The sequence below is a fragment of the Enterobacter sp. WPR_3_1 genome (genome assembly GCF_003635055.1).
Lineage (GTDB): Bacteria > Pseudomonadota > Gammaproteobacteria > Enterobacterales > Enterobacteriaceae > Enterobacter > Enterobacter ludwigii.
In genome coordinates this window covers 114515-131213 of the sequence record NZ_RBXU01000016.1, presented here as the reverse complement: position 1 = coordinate 131213, position 16699 = coordinate 114515, and the positions used below count along the sequence as shown (strand labels likewise).

General features: G+C 56.1%; 18 protein-coding genes. 10 read left to right on the top strand and 8 right to left on the bottom strand.

Annotated features, from left to right (window positions below; genetic code table 11):
• Positions 1-5: 5 nt before the first annotated feature.
• Positions 6-395 (bottom strand): hypothetical protein, encoded by a 390-nt coding sequence (locus BJ887_RS22620; protein ID WP_020884534.1) that lies wholly within the window; start codon positions 393-395, stop codon positions 6-8.
• A gap of 323 nt (positions 396-718) precedes the next feature.
• The gene (locus tag BJ887_RS22615; protein ID WP_014172027.1) at positions 719-1768 is read right to left on the bottom strand and encodes an AI-2E family transporter; all 1050 of its coding nucleotides are present in this window, start codon (positions 1766-1768) and stop codon (positions 719-721) included.
• Between the two features lie 144 nt (positions 1769-1912).
• Between BJ887_RS22615 and BJ887_RS22610 the strand changes: the two genes are divergently transcribed.
• Entirely contained in the window at positions 1913-3130 is a 1218-nt protein-coding gene (locus tag BJ887_RS22610) for an MFS transporter (protein WP_121340479.1), read from the top strand.
• Between the two features lie 4 nt (positions 3131-3134).
• Here the strand turns inward: BJ887_RS22610 and BJ887_RS22605 are convergent, their stop codons facing one another.
• Together BJ887_RS22605 and BJ887_RS22600 are read right to left on the bottom strand one after the other, a co-directional pair.
• Positions 3135-3692, bottom strand: coding sequence for a DcrB family lipoprotein (locus tag BJ887_RS22605; RefSeq protein WP_014172025.1), 558 nt, complete (start codon positions 3690-3692; stop codon positions 3135-3137).
• A gap of 72 nt (positions 3693-3764) precedes the next feature.
• Positions 3765-4430 (bottom strand): 7-cyano-7-deazaguanine/7-aminomethyl-7-deazaguanine transporter, encoded by a 666-nt coding sequence (locus tag BJ887_RS22600; RefSeq protein WP_020884536.1) that lies wholly within the window; start codon positions 4428-4430, stop codon positions 3765-3767.
• 166 nt (positions 4431-4596) lie between these two features.
• Here BJ887_RS22600 and tusA point away from each other — a divergent pair, with 166 nt between their 5' ends.
• The 4 genes from tusA to BJ887_RS22580 all read left to right on the top strand — a co-directional run bounded on the left by tusA (position 4597) and on the right by BJ887_RS22580 (position 7820).
• The gene (gene tusA / locus BJ887_RS22595; RefSeq protein WP_020884537.1) at positions 4597-4839 is read left to right on the top strand and encodes a sulfurtransferase TusA; all 243 of its coding nucleotides are present in this window, start codon (positions 4597-4599) and stop codon (positions 4837-4839) included.
• A gap of 191 nt (positions 4840-5030) precedes the next feature.
• A complete protein-coding gene (locus tag BJ887_RS22590) occupies positions 5031-6002 on the top strand; it encodes a TRAP transporter substrate-binding protein (RefSeq protein ID WP_014172022.1) in 972 nt (323 codons plus the stop codon).
• Between the two features lie 11 nt (positions 6003-6013).
• Entirely contained in the window at positions 6014-6523 is a 510-nt protein-coding gene (locus BJ887_RS22585; RefSeq protein ID WP_121340478.1) for a TRAP transporter small permease, read from the top strand.
• Positions 6524-6533: 10 nt separating this feature from the next.
• A complete protein-coding gene (locus BJ887_RS22580; RefSeq protein ID WP_014172020.1) occupies positions 6534-7820 on the top strand; it encodes a TRAP transporter large permease in 1287 nt (428 codons plus the stop codon).
• A 42-nt stretch (positions 7821-7862) separates the two neighbouring features.
• Here the strand turns inward: BJ887_RS22580 and zntA are convergent, their stop codons facing one another.
• Positions 7863-10049 carry a Zn(II)/Cd(II)/Pb(II) translocating P-type ATPase ZntA gene (gene zntA, locus BJ887_RS22575; protein WP_121340477.1) on the bottom strand — a complete coding sequence of 729 codons (2187 nt, stop codon included), beginning with the start codon at positions 10047-10049 and terminating at the stop codon, positions 7863-7865.
• Between the two features lie 76 nt (positions 10050-10125).
• The gene (locus tag BJ887_RS22570; RefSeq protein WP_014172018.1) at positions 10126-10752 is read right to left on the bottom strand and encodes a lysoplasmalogenase; all 627 of its coding nucleotides are present in this window, start codon (positions 10750-10752) and stop codon (positions 10126-10128) included.
• A 129-nt stretch (positions 10753-10881) separates the two neighbouring features.
• Here BJ887_RS22570 and BJ887_RS22565 point away from each other — a divergent pair, with 129 nt between their 5' ends.
• Positions 10882-11241, top strand: a complete 360-nt coding sequence (locus tag BJ887_RS22565; RefSeq protein WP_121340476.1) for a DUF2500 domain-containing protein — start codon at positions 10882-10884, stop codon at positions 11239-11241.
• Between the two features lie 47 nt (positions 11242-11288).
• Here BJ887_RS22565 and BJ887_RS22560 read toward each other — a convergent pair whose 3' ends face one another.
• Together BJ887_RS22560 and rsmD are read right to left on the bottom strand one after the other, a co-directional pair.
• Positions 11289-11570: a DUF1145 family protein gene (locus BJ887_RS22560; protein WP_014172016.1), complete on the bottom strand. Its 282-nt coding sequence runs from the start codon at positions 11568-11570 to the stop codon at positions 11289-11291.
• Positions 11554-12156 (bottom strand): 16S rRNA (guanine(966)-N(2))-methyltransferase, encoded by a 603-nt coding sequence (rsmD, locus tag BJ887_RS22555; RefSeq protein WP_020884541.1) that lies wholly within the window; start codon positions 12154-12156, stop codon positions 11554-11556. Before rsmD ends, BJ887_RS22560 begins: the two co-directional genes overlap by 17 nt.
• A 127-nt stretch (positions 12157-12283) precedes the next feature.
• Here rsmD and ftsY point away from each other — a divergent pair, with 127 nt between their 5' ends.
• The 4 genes from ftsY to rpoH all read left to right on the top strand — a co-directional run bounded on the left by ftsY (position 12284) and on the right by rpoH (position 16575).
• The gene (gene ftsY, locus BJ887_RS22550; RefSeq protein ID WP_044857784.1) at positions 12284-13750 is read left to right on the top strand and encodes a signal recognition particle-docking protein FtsY; all 1467 of its coding nucleotides are present in this window, start codon (positions 12284-12286) and stop codon (positions 13748-13750) included.
• 2 nt (positions 13751-13752) lie between these two features.
• Complete coding sequence (gene ftsE / locus BJ887_RS22545; RefSeq protein ID WP_121340475.1) at positions 13753-14418, top strand: cell division ATP-binding protein FtsE; 666 nt, start codon at positions 13753-13755, stop codon at positions 14416-14418.
• Complete coding sequence (ftsX, locus tag BJ887_RS22540) at positions 14411-15466, top strand: permease-like cell division protein FtsX (protein ID WP_014172012.1); 1056 nt, start codon at positions 14411-14413, stop codon at positions 15464-15466. Before ftsE ends, ftsX begins: the two co-directional genes overlap by 8 nt.
• A gap of 251 nt (positions 15467-15717) precedes the next feature.
• A complete protein-coding gene (gene rpoH, locus BJ887_RS22535; protein ID WP_014172011.1) occupies positions 15718-16575 on the top strand; it encodes an RNA polymerase sigma factor RpoH in 858 nt (285 codons plus the stop codon).
• Positions 16576-16699 lie beyond the last annotated feature (124 nt).

Sequence of the window (16699 nt, the reverse complement as noted above, 5' to 3'; positions counted from 1 at the left end):
AAATATTACAGCGCGGCGCCTGCAGAGAGGTTCATCTGAATATCGTGGTCGAGGTTATGAACCCAGCGGTTATAGTTCTTGTGGATTTTACCGTCGGCGGCTTTCAGGTTCATACTGCTTTCGTAATTAATTGAATAGCTTGTCGCAGAATAAGGAATACGGATTTCGACCGAATGGTCGCGTGCCTGCAGACGGCCTTTAATTACGCCCGGGCCCGCTTCGCTCATGATCCAGTCGCGCTTCTGGCCTGCTTTCAGAATGGCGGTTTTCACCTGCTCAGCGGTGTGGCCCGTACTGACAGTAGCGTGAACCTGATCGATTGGGGCGGTACGCGCGCAACCGGCCAGTGCGCCGACGACAGCAACAGCAGCAAACCATTTAATGATCTTTTTCATCAACAACTCCGTATCAATAATAACAATTTAAATCAGTAATTTTAAAAAATTATATTTTGGCGGAGTATTATCGCTAATGAAGATAATTTTTGTCGATATAAACGTGGGTATTTATTTTACGTGAGGGGAGGTGTAATACATTGAAAATAAAGGGTGAGAATTATATGCCGTGTAATTTGCGTTAAATAAATATTTGCATGACGATTCATTTATTAGGGCAAGATAAATAACGCGAAATCCTCCTTAACGAAAATGAAAATTACCGCGCGGTGAGCGTCGCGGTAATTTTCGGTGTGTTGCACAGTTACGCGCTGTGGGACCCGTTATCCCGGCAGGCGGCTTTTCGGTCGCCCGGGACCCAACAGGATCGCCAGTTTGCTGCCACCTTTGGTGGTTTCCATCCAGATCTTACACACGCTGGTCAGCGGGACTGACAGTAACATCCCGACCGGTCCCAGCAGCCATCCCCAGATCAGCAACGACAAGAACACCACCAGCGTCGACATTCCGAGACGGTGGCCCATCATGCGCGGCTCAAGGATATTGCCCAGTACCATATGCACGACCAGGAACAGCGCCCCCACCAGCATGCATTCGTAAAAGCCATTGAACAGAAACGCCTGAATCATCGGCGGCACAGCGGAAAGCACCGCGCCGATGTTGGGTACGTAGTTCAGCAGAAACGCCAGTACGCCCCACATCAGCGCGAACTGCACGCCCATCAGCATCAGTCCCAGCCAGACAATCACCCCGGTCCAGACGCTTAACAGCGTTTTCAGGGCCAGATATTTGGACACGCCCTTCAGGGCGCGGTGTAAACCCGCAATATGAATTTGTGGGTTATTCAGCGCAAAGCGCAGCTTATAAGGAACATGGCGGACCTCGAACAACATAAACACCACCGTCATCACCAGCAGCAGGATGCTGGCCATCGCGCCGGAAAGGCCGGTCATCAGGGTGGTGGCGTAGGTCATGACCTTCTCTGAATCCATGCGGCGTAACATCCGCTCGGGTGAGATATGCAGGTTAAGAAAAGGCATCATCTCCTGAAGCGAAACGATCTTACGCGTCAGCTCTTTGTTGTACTGCGGGAGCATGGTGGAGAATTCACTGAGCGACGCCGCGAGCACGCCGAAAAGCGCCGTCAGGGCAATCATCATCACGATGACCACGATAGTAATGGCCACCGGACGGCTGATGCCCCGGCGCAAAAACCAGGTCACCAGCGGATTAAGCACAATGGCAAAAAAGAGCGCCAGCAGGAGCTGGACAATGATGTCTGCGGCAGCATGGATACCTGCAAGGATAACCACCAGGCAGGCGAGTTTTAATAAGATGTGAAGTCCTGCTTTGTCGGACTGGTTCGGTATCATGCGGGTTCCTTAATGTGATAGCCCGTTAAGTGTAGTGCCCGGTGGCCGCTTCGTCTGGAGCCGATAATCTGAAAGTCAGTGCTGATTTTCTTATCCTGCCGTGGTAATAGTGAAACACTGTTGTAAAAATTCAGGTTAAACCCCATGCCAGAGCATGCCGCCGAACCGGCGCTGAGCGGATTGCGCCTCAATCTGCGCATTGTTTCCGTTGTGATTTTTAACTTCGCCAGTTATCTGACGATTGGCCTGCCGCTGGCGGTGTTGCCGGGCTATGTCCATGACGTCATGGGTTTTAGCGCATTCTGGGCGGGGCTGGTCATCAGCCTGCAGTATTTCGCCACGCTCCTGAGCCGCCCGCATGCCGGGCGCTATGCGGATCTGTTTGGGCCAAAGCGCATCGTCATTGTGGGGCTCTGCGGCTGTTTTCTGAGTGGTCTGGGCTACCTGCTGGCCGCCACCACCAGCCACTGGCCGCTGGTCAGCCTGGCGCTGCTCTGTCTGGGGCGTGTGATTCTGGGTATTGGACAAAGTCTGGCGGGTACCGGTTCGACGCTGTGGGGCGTGGGTGTGGTGGGCGCGTCCCATATTGGCCGGGTGATCTCCTGGAACGGTATCGTCACCTACGGCGCGATGGCGCTGGGCGCACCGCTGGGGGTGATCTGTTATGCCTATGGCGGGCTATCCGGGCTGGCTATCACCATTATGGTCGTCGCGCTGCTCGCGATTCTGTTTGCCCTGCCGCGCCCGAAGGTGAAGGCCAGCAAAGGCAAGCCACTGCCGTTCAGGGCGGTGCTGGGGCGCGTCTGGCCTTATGGTATGGCGCTGGCGCTGGCAACCACCGGCTTCGGCGTGATCGCCACGTTCATCACTCTCTTCTATGACGCCAAAGGCTGGGACGGCGCAGCCTTTGCCCTGACGCTGTTTAGCTGTGCGTTTGTCGGCGCGCGTTTGCTCTTCCCGAACGGTATCAACCGTCTGGGGGGACTGAATGTGGCGTTGATCTGCTTTGCGGTAGAGATTGTCGGGCTGGTGTTGACCGGGATTGCCACCGCACCGTGGATGGCGAAAATGGGCGTTTTCCTCGCCGGCGCTGGCTTTTCGCTGGTCTTCCCGGCACTCGGCGTGGTCGCGGTAAAAGCCGTGCCGCAGCAGAACCAGGGGGCGGCGCTGGCGACCTACACGGTGTTTATGGACATGTCGCTGGGCATTACCGGGCCGCTGGCGGGGCTGGTGATGGCGTGGGCAGGGGTTCCGGTAATCTATCTTGCCGCGGCAGGTCTCGTGGTTATCGCATTGATGCTGACATGGCGGCTAAAAAAATGGCCCCCGGTGCAGGCACCGGAGGCCACGTCATCATCGTGAAGAATTACTGGATCACGATGGTGTTAATGATGTTTTCAGCAGCCGTCTGCGCTTTCTGCTGATTTTCCGCCGGCAGGGTGATCTGCAGGGTCAGCAGTTTATTATCGACCTTGCCAAGCACCACGGAAGAGTAAGCGGTCTGGCCTTTTGCTGAAATGATGCTGTCCAGCTGTTGCAGCGTATGGCCTTTCAGTTCGATAGATTTATTGGTCACGACCTGCAGCTGCGGATCGCGGCTGCGCTGCTGATCTTCCAGACGTTTGGTCATGACGGCCAGGTCTTCGCTGGTGTCGTCGCCCACAATCACAATGACGGCTTTCTGCCCGGTTGCATCGGAGTAAACGTGCATATTGTTCGCCTGGGTACCCAGCTTGCCGCTCTGGTCAGTCATATCTGCCGGCAGAGAGAAACTGAGTTTACCGTCCAGCAGACTCACCGGCTGACCGGTGGCGTTGCTCTCTGCAGACGCGCCCTGAGCAGGCGTTTTCGTGTCGCTGTTATCACAGGCTGCAAGGCCCACAACCAGCAGGCCAATCCCGACATATTTAACCAGATTGCGCATTAACTTCTTCCTTTCGATAAACGGCCATAACGGCTGATTGGCTCATCTTATCACAACTGATAAAGCGAACCCTTAACCAGCCTGCAATGCTGTGATTTCAGATTTATCTGCGAGTCTTTTCAGCAGCATATTCAGCAGGACGCCGTACATCGGCAGGAAGAACACAATGCTGATAAGCACCTTGAAGCAGTAGTCCACAAGGGCGATTTCCATCCAGTGCTGGGCCATAAATGCATCCGGGCTACGCCAGAATGCGATAAAGAAGAAGGCCAGCGTGTCGCTGACGTTGCCGAACAGCGTGGACGCCGTGGGTGCCATCCACCAGCGATGATTTTGACGCAGGCGGTTAAACACGTGAACGTCGAGGATCTGCCCCAGCGCGTAGGCCATAAAGCTGGCGGAGGCGATACGGGCGACAAACAGGTTGAAGTGCGTTAACGCCTCGAACCCCTGCCAGCTTCCCATATAAAACAGGGAAGAGATCACGTACGAAATGAACAGCGCCGGCAGCATGACCGCAAAAATAATGCGGCGAGCCAGCGGTGCGCCGAAAATACGCACGGTCAAATCAGTGGCGAGAAAAATAAACGGGAAACTGAACGCGCCCCACGTGGTATGAAAACCAAAGATGGAGATCGGGAGTTGCACCAGATAGTTGCTGGAGGTAATCACCAGCAAATGAAAAAGCGAAAGCCAGAACAACGCTTTAACGCGCTGCGAATCTGAAAACTGCATCATGTTGTAACCTTTTTATACGTTGGGGTGAGGGAACCCAATAAAAACCGCAGCATGATACTGCTTTGGCCGGACATTGCAATGGTTAGTTTTTACGCAATCGTTAACCTGGTTGCATTGCCGACGATGGGGCGTAAACTACAGCCGTTTTTACCTGACCGAGAAGAACATGACCGATCTGTTTTCCAGCCCAGACCACACCCTTGATGCTCAGGGCCTTCGCTGCCCGGAGCCGGTAATGATGGTACGTAAAACCGTGCGCAACATGCAGACCGGTGAGACGCTGTTGATCATCGCCGACGACCCCGCCACCACCCGCGACATTCCCGGTTTTTGTACCTTTATGGAACATGAGCTGGTGGCACAGCAGACCGAAACGCTGCCGTACCGGTATGTGATCCGTAAGGGGTAAATGCGGCCTGATGGCCTCACCCCGACCCTCTCCCACCGGGAGAGGGAGAAAACCTTTCTAAACCATCGTTTCAAAATTTCACGCTTTTGTGAGGCGCTTCACCTCCGCTTTTCCGGCCGTAGTCTAGTTTTTAAGCGTACAAAAATAAAACACTGTTTTAACGCTTATCTCACTACCCTGGAGTTGACCCGATGAAAACGACCCTCAAGCCGTTACTGGCCGCCCTGTGCCTCTCCGCTTTTGCCTGCTCTGTCGCTGCGCAAACCATCAAAGCCGCCGATGTGCACCCTGAAGGCTACCCGAACGTGGTGGCGGTTCAGCAAATGGGTGAAAAACTCAAACAACAAACCGATGGCAAGCTGGAGATTAAGGTTTTCCCCGGCGGCGTGCTGGGGGATGAAAAACAGATGATTGAGCAGGCGCAGATGGGGGCGATCGATATGATCCGCGTCTCGATGGCGCCGGTGGCGGCCATCCTGCCCGATATCGAAGTCTTCACGCTGCCCTACGTTTTCCGCGATGAAGACCACATGCACAAAGTGATCGACGGGGATATCGGCAAGCAAATTGGCGATAAGCTGACCGCCAACCCGAAATCACGACTGGTGTTCCTCGGCTGGATGGACTCCGGCACCCGCAACCTGATCACCAAAGATCCGATTGTTAAACCCGACGATCTGAAAGGGAAGAAAATCCGCGTACAGGGCAGTCCGGTGGCGCTGGCGACGCTGAAAGATATGGGTGCTAACGCGGTGGCAATGGGGGTGAGCGAAGTTTACAGCGGGATGCAAACTGGCGTGATTGACGGCGCGGAGAATAATCCACCGACCTATGTCGCGCATAACTATATGCCGGTCGCCAAAAACTACACCCTCAGCGGCCACTTTATCACCCCGGAAATGCTGCTCTACTCAAAAGTGAAGTGGGACAAACTCAGCGCCGACGAGCAGAAAAAGATCCTGACCCTGGCCCGTGAAGCCCAGTTTGAACAACGTAAGTTGTGGGAAGCCTATAACGCCCAGGCGCTGGAAAAAATGAAGGCTGGCGGGGTGCAGTTCCACGAGATCGACAAAACGGTATTTATCAAAGCCACAGAGCCGGTGCGCGCCCAGTATGGCGAAAAGCATCAGGATCTGATGAAAGCCATCGCTGACGTCAAGTAACCGGAGTACGTATGTCCGAACTCTATCTGAAGTGGATGGACCGTCTCTACCTGCTGGCGATGGCCGTGGCGGGCATCTCACTGATGGTGATGACGATTGTGATCCCCATCGGCATCTTTTCGCGCTATGTGCTTAACCGCGGTGAATCCTGGCCGGAGCCGGTTGCCATCATCTGCATGGTGACCTTCACCTTTATCGGCGCGGCGGTCAGCTACCGTGCCGGTTCGCACATTGCGGTGAATATGCTCACCGACCGGCTGCCCGGGTCGTTAAAAACCGTCTGCGCACGGGCCGTTGATCTGCTGATGCTGCTGATCGCTGGCCTGATGTTCTGGTACAGCTACTGGCTGTGCGTCGAACTCTGGGAGCAACCGGTCGCCGAATTTCCGGTCCTGACCTCCGGCGAGAGCTATCTGCCGCTGCCGGTGGGCTCTGCCGTTCTGATCCTGTTTGTGATTGAGCGCCTGCTGTTTGGCTCGCAGGAAAACCGTCCCGTCGTGCTGATCGGCAATCACAGTTAAGGGGTGAACAATGGATGCATTCGTTTTGTTATTCACCCTCGCCATTTTGCTGGCGCTGGGGATGCCGGTGGCCTTTGCCGTCGGGCTAAGCGCCGTCGCGGGCGCGTTGTGGATAGATTTACCTCTCGAGGCGCTGATGATTCAGATAACCAGCGGGGTGAATAAATTCACGCTGCTGGCGATCCCCTTCTTTATTCTCGCGGGTGCGATTATGGCGGAAGGGGGGATTGCCCGACGGCTGGTCAATTTCGCCTACGTGTTTGTTGGCTTTATTCGCGGTGGGCTGTCGCTGGTGAATATTGTGGCCTCCACGTTCTTCGGCGCGATTTCCGGCTCGTCGGTGGCGGATACGGCCTCCATTGGCAGCGTAATGATCCCGGAGATGGAGAAGAAGGGCTATCCACGCGATTATGCGGCGGCGGTGACCGCCAGCGGATCGGTACAGGCGATTTTGATCCCGCCCAGCCACAACTCGGTAATTTATTCCCTCGCGGCAGGCGGAACGGTCTCTATCGCGACGCTGTTTATCGCGGGGGTGCTGCCAGGGCTGCTGCTCGGCGTAAGCCTGATGGCAATGTGTCTGGGCTTTGCCCGCAAACGTGGCTACCCGAAAGGGGAAAAAATTCCCTTTAAGCAGGCGCTGAAAATCACGCTGGACGCGCTGTGGGGGCTGATGACCGTGGTGATTATTCTCGGCGGGATACTGTCCGGGATATTTACCGCAACGGAATCCGCTGCCGTGGCCTGTCTGTGGGCGTTCTTTGTCACCATGTTTATCTACCGCGACTACAAGTGGAACGAGCTGCCGAAGCTGATGTGCAGGACGGTGAAAACCGTCACCATCGTGATGATACTGATTGGCTTTGCGGCGGCGTTTGGCGCGGTGATGACCTACATGCAGCTCCCGAGCCGTATCACCGAGTTCTTCACCTCGCTCTCCGATAACAAGTACGTGATCCTGATGTATCTCAACATCATGCTGCTGCTGATCGGCACGTTAATGGACATGGCACCGATCATTCTGATCCTGACGCCAGTGCTGTTGCCGGTGACCAATTCGCTGGGCATCGATCCGGTGCATTTTGGGATGATCATGATGGTGAACCTGGGGATCGGGCTGATTACGCCGCCGGTCGGTTCGGTGCTGTTTGTGGCGAGCGCGGTAAGTAAACAGAAAATCGAGCATGTGGTTCGCGCCATGCTGCCGTTTTACGGCATGCTGCTGGTGGTGCTGGCGATGGTGACGTACATCCCGGCCATCTCGCTGTGGCTGCCGCGCGTGTTAGGGATGCAGTGACGCCGTTTTCCGCCCTCTCCCGGTGGGAGAGGGCATCTCGTGTTATTGTCGACGTAATAAGCGGAGCGCGTTCGCCGTCACCAGTACCGTCGCGCCGGTATCCGCCAGCACCGCCAGCCACAGGCCGGTTATACCGAGCAGCGTGGTGACCAGGAAAATTCCCTTCAGACCCAGCGCAATCCCGATGTTCTGACGGATATTGGCCCGCGTGGCGCGCGCCAGAGCAATCATCTGCGCCAGCCCGGTCAGGCGGTTGTGGGTGAGTGCCGCGTCGGCGGTTTCCAGCGCCACGTCGGTGCCGCTGCCCATTGCAATGCCAATGGTGGCGGCTTTCATCGCCGGGGCATCGTTGATTCCGTCACCCACCATTGCCAGTGGTGCATGGTTGTTCAGTTCCGTTACGGCGCGCACTTTATCCGCAGGCAATAACCCGGCTTTAAACGCCAGCCCCAGCTCACCGGCAATCGCTGCCGCGGCTCGCGGGTTATCCCCGGTGAGGATCACCCCCTGCACGCCCAGTTGATGCAGCGCGGCGACGGCGTCTTTTGCATCGTCACGCAGCGTGTCACGCAGTGCCAGCATCCCTATCGCCACGCCGTTTTGCACCACCATCACCACGGTTTGCCCGGCCTGTTCCAGCGCCTGGACTGGCTGGCTCAGCCCGTCCGCCGGAAACGTATTCGCGGCAACGATCAGGACGTTATTCCCTTCAACGTCGGCTTCAATTCCGGACCCGACCAGCGCCCGCTGTGCGGTGGCGGCAGGGATGTCCAGCCCACGCGACTGCGCTTCGCGGACTATTGCCTGTGCCAGCGGGTGGGTGGAGCCTTGTTCGACGGCAGCGGCCAGGGTGAGCAGCGTATTTTCACTACCCCCCTGAGGATAAATGCCCGTGACCTGCGGTTTACCCACCGTCAGCGTACCGGTTTTATCGAAGGCGATATGTTGCACCTGGCTCAGCTGCTCCAGCGCCGCACCGCCTTTAATCAGCGCTCCACGACGCGCCGCGGCCGCCAGGCCGGAGGTAATGGCCGCCGGCGTGGAGATCACCAGCGCGCACGGGCAACCAATCAGCAGCAACGTCAGACCTTTATAAACCCAGCCCTCCCAGGCTGCGCCCAGGAATAACGGTGGAATAATTGTCACCAGCAGGGCGACCAGCATGATGGCGGGGGTGTAGATCCGGCTGAAGCGATCGATAAAGCGCTCAACGGGGGCGCGACGCTCCTCGGCCTCTTCAATCAGCTTCAGAATGCGGTCGATGGCGCTCTCACCCGGTCCGGAGAGGACCGTGAGTTGCACCAGACGATCGACGCTGGTGGCGCCTGCAGGCACTTTCTCGCCCGCTGAGCGTTCAACCGGAATCGACTCGCCGGTGAGGGCACTTTCATCGAAACTCGCCGTGGCGGTAAGCAATTCACCGTCCGCAGGCAGACGCCCGCCGGCGGCGACCTCAATCACATCACCCGGGCGCAGCGTGTTAATTGCCACCGTCTGGCGTTCGCTGCCCGTCACCCGCGTTGCGGTTTCCGGTTTCAGCGCCATCAGCGCGCTGACCCCTTTCCGTGCCCGACTCGCCGCCCAGCCCTCAAGGCGCTCGCCAATTAAGAACAGCAACAGCACCATGGCCGCTTCCGCCGTCGCGCCAATAAACAACGCGCCGATCGCTGCCACGCTCATCAGCGTTTCGATGGCGAACCAGCTTCCGCTTTTCATCAGCCGCACGGCCTGACGGGCAATCGGGAACAGTCCGACAAGCGTCGTGGCGATGAACGCCAGGTTACCGAACGGGTGGTTAAATTGCTCCAGACCCCAGCTCAGGGCCATCATGATGATAAGGGTGATAATGGGCAGGTTTTCTCGCAGGGCTGACGTCTTTTCGACAGGTGCGGTTTCGCTGCGCAGGCTGTAACCGGCCTTACTGACGGCGGCTTCAACCAGCGTGCTGATGTCATTATCGGCGCTGACCAGCAGCTTCTCGGTGGCGAAGAGCACCTGGACGTGGCTGACGCCGGGGACCTGTTTTACCGCGTTTTCGACTTTACGGGCGCAGGCCGCGCAGTCCATACCGTTGACCACCCAGCTGTAGCGGTTTGCGCTTTCCGGGAGCGGCAGCGTGTTTTGCGTTTCGCATGCGCCGTCGCAGCAGCAGTCGTCCTTCGCGGGAACGGGGCTGAGCTTAAGTGCCGAGAATTGTGGAACTTTTTTAGGTGTTTCTGGAGTCGACATGGCAGTCTCCGGTAATGATAATTTTCTCATTAACCGCAGCATACACTCTGGAGTCGACTCCAGAGTCAAGGCTTATTTAGATATACAGTGAACGCACAATCAGGAAGTGACCGGCAAAGTAGCAGGCGGCGGCAATCGCGTTATCCGCACGGAAGCGGCGACGATAGTGGCTGCCCAGCCAGACGATATTCCCGAGTAACAGCAGCGTGGCACCAAAGAACGCGGACATTGCCGGTGCCGTCGGACGGAAGAACCACAGTTCACCCGCCAGCCATACCATCACCAGCGTCATGGCGATAAAGGTGCAGACAGGCAAGCGCATCTCTTCCAGACGCGTCCAGATCACCGCGATCAGCAGCGCGCCAATGACCAGCAGCACCAGCGGTAGCGGCCAGAAGAAGGAGAGCGTCATCTGGCTGGCGAAGTAAATGGTATAAAGCAGATGCGACAGGAAAAATGCCCCAACGGCATACAGCAGGCGCTGTCGCGGCAGCAGGGTTAAGGCATCACCAATCAGGGACGCACACAGACCGGCAAGAACCAGATAGCTGACGGCGTTAAACATGGGCGCTTGCCAGGCAAGCAGCAGGAGTAACAACAGCGTGACGGGTTTAAACAACCATCGCTGCCAGGCAGGGCCGCGATAGGATGCATCGACGTAAAGCCATGCGGAAAAACAGACAGCGATAAATGACCAAAGCATATTAACTCCCTGTAACTGTTGAGTCTGAATAATCAGTTTCTTCTTCAGTGTAGTGATGGGGGCAGGCGTTTGGCAATGCCGGGGAAGGCAAGGTATCCTGAATTCCGTATAATCTGATGGGATTTTTGAATGAGCAAGATGCCGCTTTTTTTCGTTATCGTGGTGGCGATTATCGTCATTGCCGCCTCCTTTCGTTTCGTGCAGCAGCGCCGTGAGAAGGCGGACAACGATGCCGCGCCGTTGATGCAAAAACGCGTGGTGGTAAGCAATAAACGCGAGAAAGCCCTCAATGACCGACGCTCGCGCCAGCAGCAGGTTACGCCGGCGGGAGCCACCATGCGCTATGAAGCGAGCTTTAAGCCGGAAACCGGCGGGCTGGAGATAACCTACCGTCTGGAGGCGCAGCAGTACCATCAACTGACGGTGGGAGAAAAAGGGATGCTGAGTTACAAAGGGTCGCGGTTTGAAGGGTTTACGCCAGATCGGTAATGTTCCCTCTCCCGCAGGGAGAGGGGTAGGCTGAGGCTTGAGGCGCCTTACTTCTTCGCCTGGGCCTTAAATTTCTTCATCCACACCAGCAGTTCAAATACGCCAAAAATAAACACGCGCAGCTGCTGCCAGCCGGTCATCTGCGGACCGTCTTTTGGCAGGCCGTTTTTCAGCATCACCATCTGCAGGGCGTGCATGAAGGTGGTAAAGATAAAGGCCACGTTCACAAAGATGTTCATCGGGCGCGGGAACGGGTGCACCAGATTGAGGAGCAGAAATGCCCAGACGCCCAGCATCAACAAACGTCCCACATTAATCAGTACTGGCATTGGATTCTCCTTGTGCCTGACGGTGATACAGACGATAAGCGACCTGACCTGCCACTTTTTCTCGGTGCAGATCCCAGTGAACCGGGACCGGCGGTAAACCATTTTCGACTTCGCTTTCGACGTAGATTAACGCGTCATCCGCCAGCCAGCCGTTGTTTTCCAGCAGGGATAACGTCTCTTCCAGCAGCCCCTTGCGGAACGGCGGGTCGACAAACACCACGTTGTGCGGCGTGCCCTTTTGCGCGAGGAAGCTCAGTGTGTTGGTATTCACTACTTTGGCATTGGTCGCTTTCAGCGTTGCCAGATTTTGCTGCAACGTCTGCGCAACGCCGCGCTCCATCTCCAGCAGCGTGGCGCTGGCGGCATAGCGCGACAGCGCCTCCAGACCCAGCGCGCCGCTGCCCGCGAAGCAGTCAAGGCAGTGGGCATCCACCATTGAGGGAGCCAGCCAGTTAAACAGCGTTTCGCGTACGCGGTCCGTGGTTGGGCGTAGTCCGGGGCTATCCGGCACCGGTAATTTCCGGCCTCGCCACTGGCCGCCGATAATACGAATTTGACCGGCTGGGGCGCGGTTGGGTTTCTTCATCTCTGGAAAGCTCTGTTAACAATTGGCCTGCGATTGCGGGCGGTGATGTCAATTAAGTAAAGTGTTAGACTATTTCATCATTTTTTTAGCTTCCATGTATATAGCGCCGCGAGGAGTGTAGTCGCAGATGGCAAAACAAAAAAAACGTGGCTTCTTTTCCTGGCTGGGCTTCGGTGAAAAAGAGCAAGAAACAGAGCAGAAAACCGAAGAACAACAAGCCGTTGAAGAGCAGTCTCAGCCTGAAACGCCGGTAGAAACTGCCGCCGTTGTCGACGCGGAAGAGCACGCGCACAGCAAAGAAGAGACCGAAGCCTTTGCTGAAGAGGTGGTGGAAGTTACCGAACAGGTTCAGGAAAGCGAGAAGCCAGAACCCGTTGTGGTAGAAGACGTTATCGATACGCCGCAGGCGATTATCGAGCATGAAACGTTGCCGCTGCCGGAAGAGGTGAAAGCCGAAGAGGTTTCAGCGCAGGAGTGGCAGGCCGAGGCAGAAACCGTCGAAATTGTTGAGGCGGTGGAAGAAGAAGCACAAGACGAGCCAGCGCTTACCGACGAAGAGCTGGAAGCCCAGGCGCTGGCGGCAGACGCGGCGGAAGAAGCGGTTATCGTCGTGCCGGTGGAAGCGCAACCAGAGCAGGGTGAAGAGGTTGCTCAGGAGCAGGAAAAACCCACCAAAGAAGGTTTCTTCGCCCGCCTGAAGCGTAGCCTGCTCAAAACCAAAGAAAACTTAGGTTCCGGATTTATCAGTCTGTTCCGCGGCAAGAAGATCGACGACGATCTCTTTGAAGAGCTGGAAGAGCAACTGCTGATCGCCGACGTTGGGGTGGAAACAACCCGTAAGATCATCGCCAGTCTGACCGAAGGGGCGAGCCGCAAGGCGCTGCGTGACGCCGAAGCGCTGTACGGTCTGCTGAAAGACGAGATGGGCGAAATCCTCGCAAAAGTTGACGAACCGCTTAATATTGAAGGCAAAACGCCATTTGTTATTCTGATGGTTGGCGTGAACGGTGTGGGGAAAACCACCACCATCGGCAAGCTGGCGCGACAGTTTGAGCAGCAGGGCAAATCGGTAATGCTGGCGGCAGGTGATACCTTCCGTGCGGCGGCGGTTGAGCAGCTGCAGGTCTGGGGCCAGCGTAACAACATCCCGGTGATTGCGCAGCATACCGGTGCGGATTCCGCCTCCGTTATCTTTGACGCTATTCAGGCGGCGAAGTCGCGTAACGTGGATGTGCTGATTGCCGATACCGCAGGGCGTTTGCAGAACAAAGCGCACCTGATGGAAGAGTTGAAGAAAATCGTCCGCGTCATGAAGAAGCTGGACGAAGAGGCACCGCATGAAATTATGCTGACCATTGATGCCAGCACCGGACAGAACGCCATCAGCCAGGCGAAGCTGTTCCATGAAGCGGTAGGGCTGACCGGGATCACGCTGACCAAACTGGACGGCACCGCGAAAGGCGGGGTGATCTTCTCCGTGGCCGATCAGTTCAATATTCCTATCCGTTACATCGGTGTGGGCGAGCGTATTGAGGATTTACGTCCGTTTAAAGCGGACGACTTTATTGAGGCACTATTTGCCCGAGAGGACTAACAATGATTCGCTTTGAACACGTCAGCAAGGCCTATCTCGGTGGGAGACAAGCGCTGCAGGGGGTGACATTCCACCTGCAGCCAGGCGAGATGGCATTCCTGACCGGCCATTCCGGCGCGGGGAAAAGTACCCTGCTCAAGCTTATCTGTGGGATCGAGCGGCCGAGCGCCGGGAAAATCTGGTTCAGCGGCCATGATATTAGCCGTCTGAAAAAACGTGAGGTGCCGTTCCTGCGTCGTCAGATTGGCATGATTTTCCAGGACCACCACCTGCTGATGGATCGCACCGTTTTCGATAACGTGGCCATTCCGCTGATTATTGCCGGTGCCAGCTATGATGATATCCGTCGTCGCGTCTCTGCGGCGCTGGATAAAGTCGGGCTGCTGGACAAAGCGAAGAACTTCCCGATCCAGCTGTCTGGCGGTGAACAGCAGCGTGTGGGGATTGCCCGTGCGGTGGTGAACAAACCTGCGGTACTGCTGGCGGATGAACCGACCGGTAACCTGGACGACGCCCTGTCAGAAGGGATTTTGCGTCTGTTTGAGGAATTTAACCGCGTTGGGGTGACGGTATTGATGGCGACGCACGACATCGGGCTGATTTCCCGTCGTTCGTACCGCATGCTGACCCTGAGCGACGGTCATTTGCACGGAGGCCTCGGTGAATAAGCGTGATGCAATAAACCAGATTCGGCAGTTCGGAAACCGGTTTGACCGCTTCCGTAAGCCGCAGGGCGGCGGTGACGGCAATCGTAATGCGCCAAAGCGTGCGAAAGCGGCGCCTAAGCCGAACTCCCGCAAAACCAACGTGTTCAACGAGCAGGTGCGTTATGCCTTCCACGGTGCGCTGCAGGACCTGAAAAGCAAACCGCTGGCGACGTTCCTGACGGTGATGGTGATTGCCATCTCCCTGACGCTGCCAAGCGTCTGCTACATGGTCTATAAAAACGTTAACCAGGCGGCGTCGCAGTACTATCCTTCTCCGCAGATCACGGTCTATCTGGATAAGGCGCTCGACGATAACGCAGCGGCGCAGGTTGTGGGGCAAATCCAGGCCGAACAGGGCGTAGAGAAAGTGAATTATCTCTCTCGTGAAGAAGCCCTGGGTGAGTTCCGTAACTGGTCAGGCTTTGGCGGTGCGCTGGACATGCTTGAAGAGAACCCCCTCCCGGCCGTGGCGGTGGTGATCCCGAAACTCGATTTCCAGGGGACCGATTCGCTCAACACCCTGCGTGACCGCATCACCCGTATCAACGGGATTGATGAAGTGCGCATGGATGACAGCTGGTTTGCGCGTCTTGCTGCGCTGACCGGGCTGGTAGGGCGCGTGGCGGCGATGATTGGTGTGCTGATGGTGGCGGCGGTCTTCCTCGTCATCGGTAACAGCGTGCGCCTGAGCATTTTCGCGCGTCGCGACACCATCAACGTGCAGAAACTGATTGGTGCGACGGATGGCTTCATCCTGCGTCCGTTCCTGTACGGCGGCGCATTGCTCGGTTTTTCCGGCGCATTTCTTTCACTGATATTGTCAGAAATTTTGGTGATGCGGCTGTCCTCTGCCGTAACCGAGGTGGCGCAGGTTTTCGGAACGAAGTTTGATATCAGCGGCTTAGGGTTCGATGAGTGCCTGTTACTGCTGCTGGTGTGCTCGATGATCGGCTGGGTGGCAGCATGGCTGGCAACCGTGCAACATTTACGTCACTTTACTCCCGACTAATAAAAGCGTGATATAATCTTTCCCTGCACCGAGATGTTCGCTCTGCAGGGAAAGCGTCCCTGTTGTCTCTTCCCCTGTTATCATCTCCATGTCACAATTTGTGCGTAATTTATTCACCGTTGCACCTGGAACTTGTGGATAAAATCACTGTCTGATAAAAGAGTGAATGCTAATCTCGTGGCTCAAACGCTTTGGCATGGTTGTTGCCTGATGGGGACAGCCTGGACCAGAAGAAACATTGAGAGGAATGAATGACCAAAGAAATGCAAACTTTAGCTTTAGCCCCTGTTGGTAACCTGGAATCTTATATCCGGGCTGCGAACACCTGGCCGATGTTAACGGCCGAGGAAGAAAAGGAGCTTGCTGAAAAGCTGCATTACCAGGGCGATCTGGAAGCAGCGAAAAAGCTGATCCTGTCTCACCTGCGCTTTGTTGTTCACATTGCTCGTAATTATGCGGGCTATGGCCTGCCGCAGGCGGACTTGATCCAGGAAGGTAACATCGGTCTGATGAAGGCTGTACGTCGCTTCAACCCGGAAGTGGGTGTGCGACTGGTCTCCTTCGCCGTGCACTGGATCAAAGCAGAAATTCATGAATACGTGCTGCGCAACTGGCGTATCGTGAAAGTCGCCACGACAAAAGCGCAACGTAAACTGTTCTTCAACCTGCGTAAAACCAAGCAGCGTCTGGGCTGGTTCAATCAGGATGAAGTTGAAATGGTGGCGCGCGAGCTGGGCGTATCCAGTAAAGACGTGCGTGAGATGGAATCCCGTATGGCCGCGCAGGACATGACCTTCGATATGTCCTCCGACGACGACGGCTCTGACAGCCAGCCAATGGCACCGGTTCTGTATCTGCAGGATAAAACCTCTAACTTTGCTGACGGCATTGAAGAGGATAACTGGGAAGATCAGGCCGCGAACAAGCTGACTTCAGCAATGGAAGGCCTCGACGAACGTAGCCAGGATATTATCCGCGCCCGCTGGCTGGACGAAGACAACAAGTCCACGCTGCAGGAGCTGGCCGACCGCTACGGCGTCTCCGCTGAACGTGTGCGTCAGCTTGAAAAGAACGCCATGAAAAAACTTCGCGCCGCTATCGAAGCGTAATTTCCGCGATGTTCCCGATAACCCTCGAATGCAAATTCGGGGGTTTTGTTTTTTTATCTCCCGCTCTGGCGAATTCCCTCCCCCTGGCAAACACTTACAGATGCGCTAAGCAGGTGACTTTCTC

What these genes read in the sequence shown, in the direction of transcription:
- BJ887_RS22560 (WP_014172016.1), bottom strand. Translation starts at nt 11,570, where the DNA reads ATGCCAGTACTGATTAATGTGGGACGTTTGTTGATGCTGGGCGTCTGG.
- BJ887_RS22580 (WP_014172020.1), top strand. Translation starts at nt 6,534, where the DNA reads ATGGATGCATTCGTTTTGTTATTCACCCTCGCCATTTTGCTGGCGCTG.
- BJ887_RS22615 (WP_014172027.1), bottom strand. Translation starts at nt 1,768, where the DNA reads ATGATACCGAACCAGTCCGACAAAGCAGGACTTCACATCTTATTAAAA.
- BJ887_RS22610 (WP_121340479.1), top strand. Translation starts at nt 1,913, where the DNA reads ATGCCAGAGCATGCCGCCGAACCGGCGCTGAGCGGATTGCGCCTCAAT.
- BJ887_RS22585 (WP_121340478.1), top strand. Translation starts at nt 6,014, where the DNA reads ATGTCCGAACTCTATCTGAAGTGGATGGACCGTCTCTACCTGCTGGCG.
- BJ887_RS22570 (WP_014172018.1), bottom strand. Translation starts at nt 10,752, where the DNA reads ATGCTTTGGTCATTTATCGCTGTCTGTTTTTCCGCATGGCTTTACGTC.
- BJ887_RS22605 (WP_014172025.1), bottom strand. Translation starts at nt 3,692, where the DNA reads ATGCGCAATCTGGTTAAATATGTCGGGATTGGCCTGCTGGTTGTGGGC.
- BJ887_RS22600 (WP_020884536.1), bottom strand. Translation starts at nt 4,430, where the DNA reads ATGATGCAGTTTTCAGATTCGCAGCGCGTTAAAGCGTTGTTCTGGCTT.
- BJ887_RS22565 (WP_121340476.1), top strand. Translation starts at nt 10,882, where the DNA reads ATGAGCAAGATGCCGCTTTTTTTCGTTATCGTGGTGGCGATTATCGTC.
- tusA (WP_020884537.1), top strand. Translation starts at nt 4,597, where the DNA reads ATGACCGATCTGTTTTCCAGCCCAGACCACACCCTTGATGCTCAGGGC.
- ftsE (WP_121340475.1), top strand. Translation starts at nt 13,753, where the DNA reads ATGATTCGCTTTGAACACGTCAGCAAGGCCTATCTCGGTGGGAGACAA.
- zntA (WP_121340477.1), bottom strand. Translation starts at nt 10,049, where the DNA reads ATGTCGACTCCAGAAACACCTAAAAAAGTTCCACAATTCTCGGCACTT.
- BJ887_RS22590 (WP_014172022.1), top strand. Translation starts at nt 5,031, where the DNA reads ATGAAAACGACCCTCAAGCCGTTACTGGCCGCCCTGTGCCTCTCCGCT.
- BJ887_RS22620 (WP_020884534.1), bottom strand. Translation starts at nt 395, where the DNA reads ATGAAAAAGATCATTAAATGGTTTGCTGCTGTTGCTGTCGTCGGCGCA.
- rsmD (WP_020884541.1), bottom strand. Translation starts at nt 12,156, where the DNA reads ATGAAGAAACCCAACCGCGCCCCAGCCGGTCAAATTCGTATTATCGGC.
- ftsY (WP_044857784.1), top strand. Translation starts at nt 12,284, where the DNA reads ATGGCAAAACAAAAAAAACGTGGCTTCTTTTCCTGGCTGGGCTTCGGT.
- rpoH (WP_014172011.1), top strand. Translation starts at nt 15,718, where the DNA reads ATGACCAAAGAAATGCAAACTTTAGCTTTAGCCCCTGTTGGTAACCTG.